We start from the raw sequence: 7,403 nt of genomic DNA on the forward strand, positions 1-7,403 counted from the left end.
ATTAGATGAAGAAAAAATAAAAAGGAATTCAAATTTTTATGATTATGGTGCAGATTCATTAGTTATTGCTAAAGCGGCAACTAAATTAAGGAGTTATTTAAATTTGAACATACCTTTTGATGTTTTGTTACGAGCAATAATTAATAAGCCTACGATTATTGGAATAGAAGAATTCATATCTAAGTACAGTGAACTACCATCTGAAGACATTTCGTTTGATAATGATTTTATTTATACTAAATTCTATAAATCTAAAGAGACATCTAGTCAAAAAAGATTAAGGGTTTTAGTTCATGGAAACTTTGGTGATTTAAATAGTTTTAATAATTTGGCAAAAGAATTATCAGAACAATCAAATGGTGACATTTTAGTAATAGAATATATGGATACGGAAACATATATGGAAATAGAATCTAAAGATATAGTTCCATACCTAGCAGATATTTTTACAAATAAGATAAGAAAACTAAATTATGAGCATTATCAAATTATAGGATATTGTTTTAGTGGACTTTTGGCTATAGAAATTGCTAGACGATTATCAGAACAAGGTTTTGTAATTGATGATTTAGCTGTCATAGAGGGTGGAACAGTACCAAGTAAAAAAATTGATGAACTATTAATAGAATTTGTTTTTATAAAGGCTTTTAATATAGAACTTTCAGATTTAGGATTTTTTGAATACAAATTCATGGAAAAATTAACTGGTGATTTTGGTAAAAATGAAATTACGATTTCAAAAGCACTAGATTGTTTAACTAATGATGGTGATAGAAATAGATTGCTAGAACTAAATGAAATGAGTAAAGATAATCGCTTTAAGTATTATTATGATTTAATATCGAAAAAGAATTCAGACTTTAAGATAAATATTAATTCTTTGAGAGATTCATACAATATATATGTTAAATCTGCTAATAGCCAAATGTATCAAACAGAAATGTATTTTGGTGATATTAATTGTTACTTAGCAAAGGATAATCAAGGGGGATATCGTTATATAGAGCATTATTTAGATAGCTGGGAAGAGATAATAATAGGTCAATTTAATAAACATTATTTACCTGGTGATCATTATTCAATTATAGAAGATGAAAAGAATATGAAAATATTAGCTAAATATTTGAAATGTTTTGAATAAAGTTGAGGTCAATTATGAGAAAATTATTTATTTTAGCACAATCAGAAAGTTCTTATTTAAAAAAAGCTACTTTTATAGCAATATTAGCAGTAATTGTTTCTTTTGTACCTTATATTTTTGTAAGTAAAATAATAAATCTTGTATTTAAAGGTGTCGGAGATTTTGGTTTATATTTAAAACTTTGCGTAGTGATTTTAATTGCATATATGCTTAATTCTATTTTATATGCTAAGGCATTAAGTGTATCGCATGAGGCAGCATTTAATGTTATAAAAGAAATTAGAAATAAAATTGTTGATAAATTGCCTAAGATGTCTTTAGGAAGTTTGAGTGAAATGTCAAGTGGCGAGATGAAGCAGATAATTGTCGATCAAGTTGAAAATATAGAAACGCCATTAGCTCATCTAGTCCCAGAAATGATATCTAATATAGTTGGACCAATATTTATATTTATTTATTTAGTAACTATAGATTGGAGAATGGCTTTAGTATCTCTAGTATCAGTGCCGATAGGACTATTAATTATGAAGCCAGCTTTAAAAATTTATGGTAATCAGTATGCTGGTTCTGTTAAAACTCATAGTGAAATGAATTCTTCGATAGTTGAGTATATAAATGGAATTGAAGTAATAAAAACATTTAATCAAGGAGAAATTTCGTATGATAAATTCGCTGATAAAATAAACTCGAATGCAAAGTATTTTTATAATTGGATGAAATCGTCCCAGGCATCTATGTCTTTCTCAAGAGCAATAATGCCAACCACAATGATTACAGTTTTACCAGTAGGATGGTTATTATATATAAATGGAAATTTATCTTTGGATAAATTCGTAATATGTATATTGTTGTCTCAAGGACTTTTAAATCCGTTGATGAAAGTAATTAATTTTGTTGATGCATTAGCAAGAGTAAGTACCACAGTAAGTCAGGTTGATAGTATACTTATGGCAAAAGAACAAGAACATTCAAATGAAAGTATTAAATTATTGAACCATAATATTGAAATGCATGATGTTTATTTTTCTTATAATGAAGATAAAGAAATACTTCATAAAGTAAATCTATTTATAAAAGAAAATACAAAGAATGCTTTAGTAGGTCAATCTGGAAGTGGTAAAAGTACAATTGCAAAATTATTGGCAGGATATTGGGATATTAATGAAGGAAGTATAAAATTAGGCTCAGTAGAATTAAAGGATATTCCATTAAGGGATCTCTATAGTAAAATAGCCTTTGTTTCACAAGATAATTTTCTATTTGATGATACTATAAGAGAAAATATTAGAAAAGGTAATTTGAAAGCGAGTGATGAAGAAGTTGAGGAAATAGCAAGAAAATCTGGTTGTTATGATTTTATAATGAATTTAGAAAATGGATTTGATACTAAAGCTGGAAATGGTGGTTCACATTTATCAGGTGGACAAATACAAAGAATTAGCATAGCGAGAGCAATGCTTAAAAATGCACCAATTATAATATTGGATGAAGCAACTTCGTATATGGATCCTGAAAATGAAGCTATAGTTCAAGAAGCAATAAGTAAATTAATAGAAAATAAAACTGTAATAACCATAGCTCATAGGCTATCTACAATAGTAGATTCAGATAAAATTTTTCTGGTTGATAATGGTAGTATAATCAGCTCTGGAACACATAAGGAGTTGTTGGACAAATCAGATTTATATAAAAAGATGTGGCAAGTAAGTACGAATAGAGGTGAAGAAGATTATGTATAGTACATTGAAAAAAATTTGGATTTTTGCTAAAGATGAACAAAAGAACATAATTCAATCGACTCTGCTGAATGTGATAAATTCAATATTCTACATGTTGCAAATAGGGGCTATATATTATATTATGTTAGGAATTACAAGTAAAAGTCCAAGCCCTAAAATAGGAAAAATAGCATTACTATTGATGTTGGTAAGTATTGTAGGTAGGGGTATTTCAAATACTTTTGCTCAATTAAAAAATTGTCATGCTGGCTATTTTATGGTTGCAAATAGAAGAATTGAAATAGGAAATAAATTGAAGACAGTTCCAATGGGATTTTTAAACAACAAAAATCTAGGAAATATAACTGGGGTGATGACAAGTGTATTAGACGATGTGGAAAATAATGCGCCAGTTGTTTTAGTAGTTATGGTAACAGGTTTAATAAGTACACTTGTATTTACAGTTATGTTATTTTTATTTGACATAAGAATAGGATTAATCGTTACTATTGGAATTTTTGTATACCTGTTTCTAACTTCAAAAATGGATAAAAAATCTGCTGATGTTGCTGAAATAAGACAAAGAACCCAAAGAAATTTAGTTGGGAGTATTTTAGAACATATCAAAGCTATGCCAGTGGTTAAATCTTTTAATTTAACAGGAGAAGGCGATGAAAAAGTAAGAAATGCTATTGAAGATAGTGCAAATTCAAATTTAAGCATGGAGAAAGCAATAACACCATATTTAATAGCACAAAATTTAACTTTACAGTTATTTAGCGTGATAATGATTATATTTGCTTTAAAATTTTATATATCGGGAACTATGAGTTTATCTAATGTAGTTATGACTATAATAATGTCATTTACAGTATTTAATCAAATTTCTTTAGCCGGTTCACAAACGGCAACTTTAAGAGTTGTATCATCATCTATTGATGAGGCTAATCAATTGTATAATATGCCTGCGATGGATATAGAAGGTAAAATGTTTGATGTTAAAGATTTTGATATTAGATTTCAAAACGTTGATTTTTCGTATAATAGTCAAGAAGTTCTTAAAGATATAAACTGTCTAATACCTGAAAACAAATTAACAGCAATTGTTGGACCTTCTGGAAGTGGAAAAACAACAATGTGCAATTTAATATCTAGATTTTGGGATGTAAATAGAGGTTCTGTAAAAATTGGAGGTATAGATGTAAGAGATTTAAAGCTAGAAAATTTAATGAGCAATATTTCCATGGTGTTTCAAAGAGTTTATTTATTTGAAGATTCCATTGAAAATAATATTAAATTTGGAAATCAAGATGCTACAAAAGAAGAAGTTATTGAAGCTGCAAAAAAAGCGTCATGTCATGATTTTATAATGAAATTACCAGAAAAATATGATACTATAATTGGCGAAGGAGGTGCAAGCCTTTCAGGTGGAGAAAAGCAGAGAATATCTATAGCTAGAGCAATGCTTAAAAATGCTAATATTATAATATTTGATGAAGCTACAGCGAATGTTGATCCTGAAAACGAAGATAAATTACAAAATGCAATAGAAAATCTTACAAGAGATAAAACCGTGATAATGATTGCGCATAGATTAAAAACAATAGAAAATGCTGATCAAATTATTGTGTTAAATGAAGGTAAAATCGAAAATATAGGTATCCACAAAGATTTGGTAAAAACTGAAGGAACTTATAAAAAGTTCGTAGAATTAAGAAGTAAAGCTGAGAATTGGAAATTATAGAAGGAGAAGGAAATGAACAAAGAAAAATTAAAAGTCAAAGATTTAGTAACAATTGGGGTTTATGCAGTATTATATTTTGTAGTATATATGGCTACAGGAATGGTAGGAGCAGTTAATCCATTTATGAATTTAGTAGCCCCATTTTTATGTGGTATTATAGGCGGAATTTTAGTAATGTTATTTATGGCAAAAATACCTAAGCCAAAGGCATTGTTTATTTTTTCTGCAATAACACCAATTATTACAATTTTTACAACTGGTGTTTGGCAATCATTAGTAAATGGAATAATCGTTTCAGCTCTTGCCCAATACTTTACAAGTAAAGGTAATTATAAATCAGTAAAAATGAATATAATTGCGACAGGCTTTGTTACCTTAACATCCTGTGGTCATTTTTTATTCATGCTATTTTTTAAGAAACAATATATAGAAATGACAAAAGCGACAATGGGTATAGAATATGCACAAATATATGAAAGACTAATGACAACTCCAAATATAATTTTAGCATATGCAGGAGCTTTCATCGGAGGAGTAATAGGAGCATATATTGGAGCTAAATTACTAAAAAATCAATTTGAGAAAGCTGGCATTGTATAATGCCAGCTTATAGTGATAATCACTTCAATCCTAATCCTATAACAAAAATAACAGTAATTTTAATTCTAGGATTTGCAGCAATTCACTATAATTCGGATATATTTGCATTGAGCCTAGTTATTATTTGTTCGATTTTATACATTATCAATGGATATTTTATTGATGCAGTAAAGAATTTAATATTGTATTTTATAATTTTTAGTATTCCAAATTATGAAGGGATGTATCATTTTAATTTGCTTATTAAAATGGTCTTATCTTTTCTAATTCTTGTAAAAATTGCTTATTTGCCTTTAATGTTTGGAAAATATTTTATAAGAACTACAGATGTTGGCTCAATTATTTCATCTATGGATAAGTTAAAAGTTCCATATTATTTTTCTATTCCTATAGCAGTAATGTTTAGATTTTTCCCATCTTTTTTGGAAGAAAGAAAAAATATAAAAATTGCGATGAAAATTAGGGGAATAAGAACAATTAACCCCATAAAATATCTAAGATATGTTTCAATTCCTCTATTAATAATATCCTCAAATTTGATCGATGATATTTCTAAGGCGGCAGAAACTAAGTGCATAGCTGATCCAGTAAAAAAGCAAAGATATATAAAATTAAAAATTAAAGCCATTGACATAATACTATTAATCGTTGTTATAGCACTTATGATATGGGGTAAATAAATGAATAAAAAAATAATAGAATTGAGTAATATTAACTTAACCTACCCAAATGGAAAACTTGCATTAAAGGATATAAATCTTACAATTAATGAGGGTGAATTTCTTGTTATTTCTGGAGAGAGTGGCTCTGGAAAAACATCTCTAATTAATACAATAAATGGAATAGCCACTAGATTTGATAATTGCTCTTATACTGGTGAGGTTTTTATTAAAGATTTAGATAATGAAAATCTTGAGCTTTATGAGATTTCAAGAGAAATTTCTAATGTTTTTCAAAATCCTAAGACTCATTTTTTTAATGTGGACACTACAAGTGAGTTACTTTTTTATTTGGAAAATAGAGGATTTGAAAGGGAAATTATGCAGAAAAAATTAGATGAACTCCTAAAAACATTTCCTATAGGTAATTTACTAAATAGAAATATCTTTAAATTATCAGGTGGAGAAAAACAAATACTCTCTATAGCTTCTTCTTTTATTGCAGATACTGATATTGTAGTTTTAGATGAACCATCATCAAATTTAGATCATAAATATACTAAAATAGTTTCAAAAATGTTAAGGGAATTAAAAAATAAAGGCAAAACCATAATTATATCCGAGCATAGATTTTATTTTCTAAGAAATATTTTGGACAGGGTTATTCATATTAAAGATGGTAGAATTTTAAAAGAATTTACTAGAGAAGAATTTTACAATTTATCTGAAAAAGAAAGAGTTAGCTTGGGGTTAAGGAGCATAATAGAACCTAAGATTCAAATAAGTAAAGATTATTTAAATAAAGAGGGCAGTTTTCAAATAAAGAAATTACACTATGAATTTGGAAATCAGAAAAGAGGAATTCATATTGAAAATTTGAACTTTAATGTTGGAGATATAGTTGGAATAATTGGAGAAAACGGAGTAGGGAAAAGTACTTTCTTATCATACTTATTAGGACTTAAAAGAAATGCCGATTTAATAGTATATCTTAATGGTAAAAAAATAAATAAGACTTATTTAACAAAGATTGGTGGATTAGTGATGCAAGATGTGAATCATCAATTATTTGCAGATACAGTTGAAAAAGAGTTAACTTTAGGACTTAAAAAAAGTGAAATAGATTATGAGAATAATTATTCCATTTTAGAATCTTTAGGAATTTTAACTAATAAAGCTAAGCATCCAATGAGTCTATCTGGAGGTCAAAAACAAAGGGTTGCAATAGCTTCTGTTGTAAGTGCCAAACCAAAATTAATATGCTTTGATGAACCAACAAGCGGGATGGATTATAATAATATGATAAAAATTTCAAATCTTATTAAAAAGATTTCGAAAAACAATATTATCTTTATAGTATCACATGACTATGAGTTTTTAAATAAGACTGTAAATAAATTGCTGAATATGCAGGAATATTCTATATATTATGAAAAAATATAAGAAATAAAAATTAATATTTGAAAATAATATGACTGTGTAAAAATTTGTGTATAGAAACCTCCTGATTAGGGTAAGTAAAAACTAATCAGGAGGAATTT

The 7,403-nt window shown here is 27.5% G+C and carries 6 protein-coding genes; all 6 read left to right on the forward strand.

The features are described from left to right. Positions 1-1,141 (forward strand): non-ribosomal peptide synthetase (locus NH288_RS10935; protein ID WP_265215321.1); only part of this gene is annotated, 1,141 nt, incomplete at its 5' end. After that, positions 1,138-2,880, forward strand: a complete 1,743-nt coding sequence (locus tag NH288_RS10940) for an ABC transporter ATP-binding protein (protein WP_414731765.1) — start codon at positions 1,138-1,140, stop codon at positions 2,878-2,880. The genes NH288_RS10935 and NH288_RS10940, both read left to right, overlap by 4 nt. Beyond that, positions 2,873-4,603, forward strand: coding sequence for an ABC transporter ATP-binding protein (locus NH288_RS10945; protein ID WP_265215324.1), 1,731 nt, complete (start codon positions 2,873-2,875; stop codon positions 4,601-4,603). Before NH288_RS10940 ends, NH288_RS10945 begins: the two co-directional genes overlap by 8 nt. Positions 4,604-4,615: 12 nt before the next feature. Beyond that, complete coding sequence (locus NH288_RS10950) at positions 4,616-5,203, forward strand: MptD family putative ECF transporter S component (protein WP_265215325.1); 588 nt, start codon at positions 4,616-4,618, stop codon at positions 5,201-5,203. Continuing rightward, complete coding sequence (locus NH288_RS10955; RefSeq protein WP_265215327.1) at positions 5,203-5,883, forward strand: energy-coupling factor transporter transmembrane component T; 681 nt, start codon at positions 5,203-5,205, stop codon at positions 5,881-5,883. Before NH288_RS10950 ends, NH288_RS10955 begins: the two co-directional genes overlap by 1 nt. A 12-nt stretch (positions 5,884-5,895) precedes the next feature. Further along, on the forward strand, positions 5,896-7,305 hold the full coding sequence (locus tag NH288_RS10960; protein WP_265215328.1) for an ABC transporter ATP-binding protein: 1,410 nt from the start codon (positions 5,896-5,898) through the stop codon (positions 7,303-7,305). The last annotated feature ends 98 nt before the right edge of the window (positions 7,306-7,403 follow it).

This window comes from Anaerococcus sp. NML200537, from assembly GCF_026131715.1.
GTDB classification, from domain to species: Bacteria; Bacillota; Clostridia; order Tissierellales; family Peptoniphilaceae; genus Anaerococcus; species Anaerococcus kampingae.

Coding starts and splice junctions, on each gene's coding strand:
- NH288_RS10945 (WP_265215324.1), top strand. CDS start 2,873: ATGTATAGTACATTGAAAAAAATTTGGATTTTTGCTAAAGATGAACAA.
- NH288_RS10950 (WP_265215325.1), top strand. CDS start 4,616: ATGAACAAAGAAAAATTAAAAGTCAAAGATTTAGTAACAATTGGGGTT.
- NH288_RS10955 (WP_265215327.1), top strand. CDS start 5,203: ATGCCAGCTTATAGTGATAATCACTTCAATCCTAATCCTATAACAAAA.